This window comes from Pseudomonas sp. HY2-MNA-CIBAN-0224 (assembly GCF_040310285.1).
GTDB lineage: Bacteria > Pseudomonadota > Gammaproteobacteria > Pseudomonadales > Pseudomonadaceae > Aquipseudomonas > Aquipseudomonas helleri.
The window spans coordinates 1-278 of sequence record NZ_JBEOPQ010000446.1 but is presented as its reverse complement, the minus strand read 5'-3'; the positions used below and the strand labels follow the sequence as shown (position 1 = coordinate 278).

Annotated in this window: 1 protein-coding gene; it reads right to left on the bottom strand. The window is 50.4% G+C overall.

The genetic code is table 11. The features are described 5' to 3' along the window. A partial coding sequence (locus AAEZ03_RS27110; protein WP_350582916.1) for an E3 binding domain-containing protein occupies nucleotides 1-278 on the bottom strand: 278 nt, incomplete at both ends.

Below are 278 nucleotides of genomic sequence, written 5' to 3'. Positions count from 1 at the left end.
GATAGAGCTGTCTGCTTTAAGCGTTGGATTTGACATGTCAGTTTTGGTCACACGACCGCCGCGACCACTACCTTCAACGTTTTTAGGATCTACACCGCTTTCTTTTGCCGCTTTACGCACTGCTGGGCTTTGATCTTTATGGTCAGCTTCGTCTTTTTTGTCAGTCGCTTGTACTGGCTCACCGCCGTCAGTACTTTGCTTGGCTTGTACTGGCGCAGCTGGCTGATTTGGGTTGACAGCTGGAGCGTCATTTGAGCTAGAACCGGCATCTGCACTAC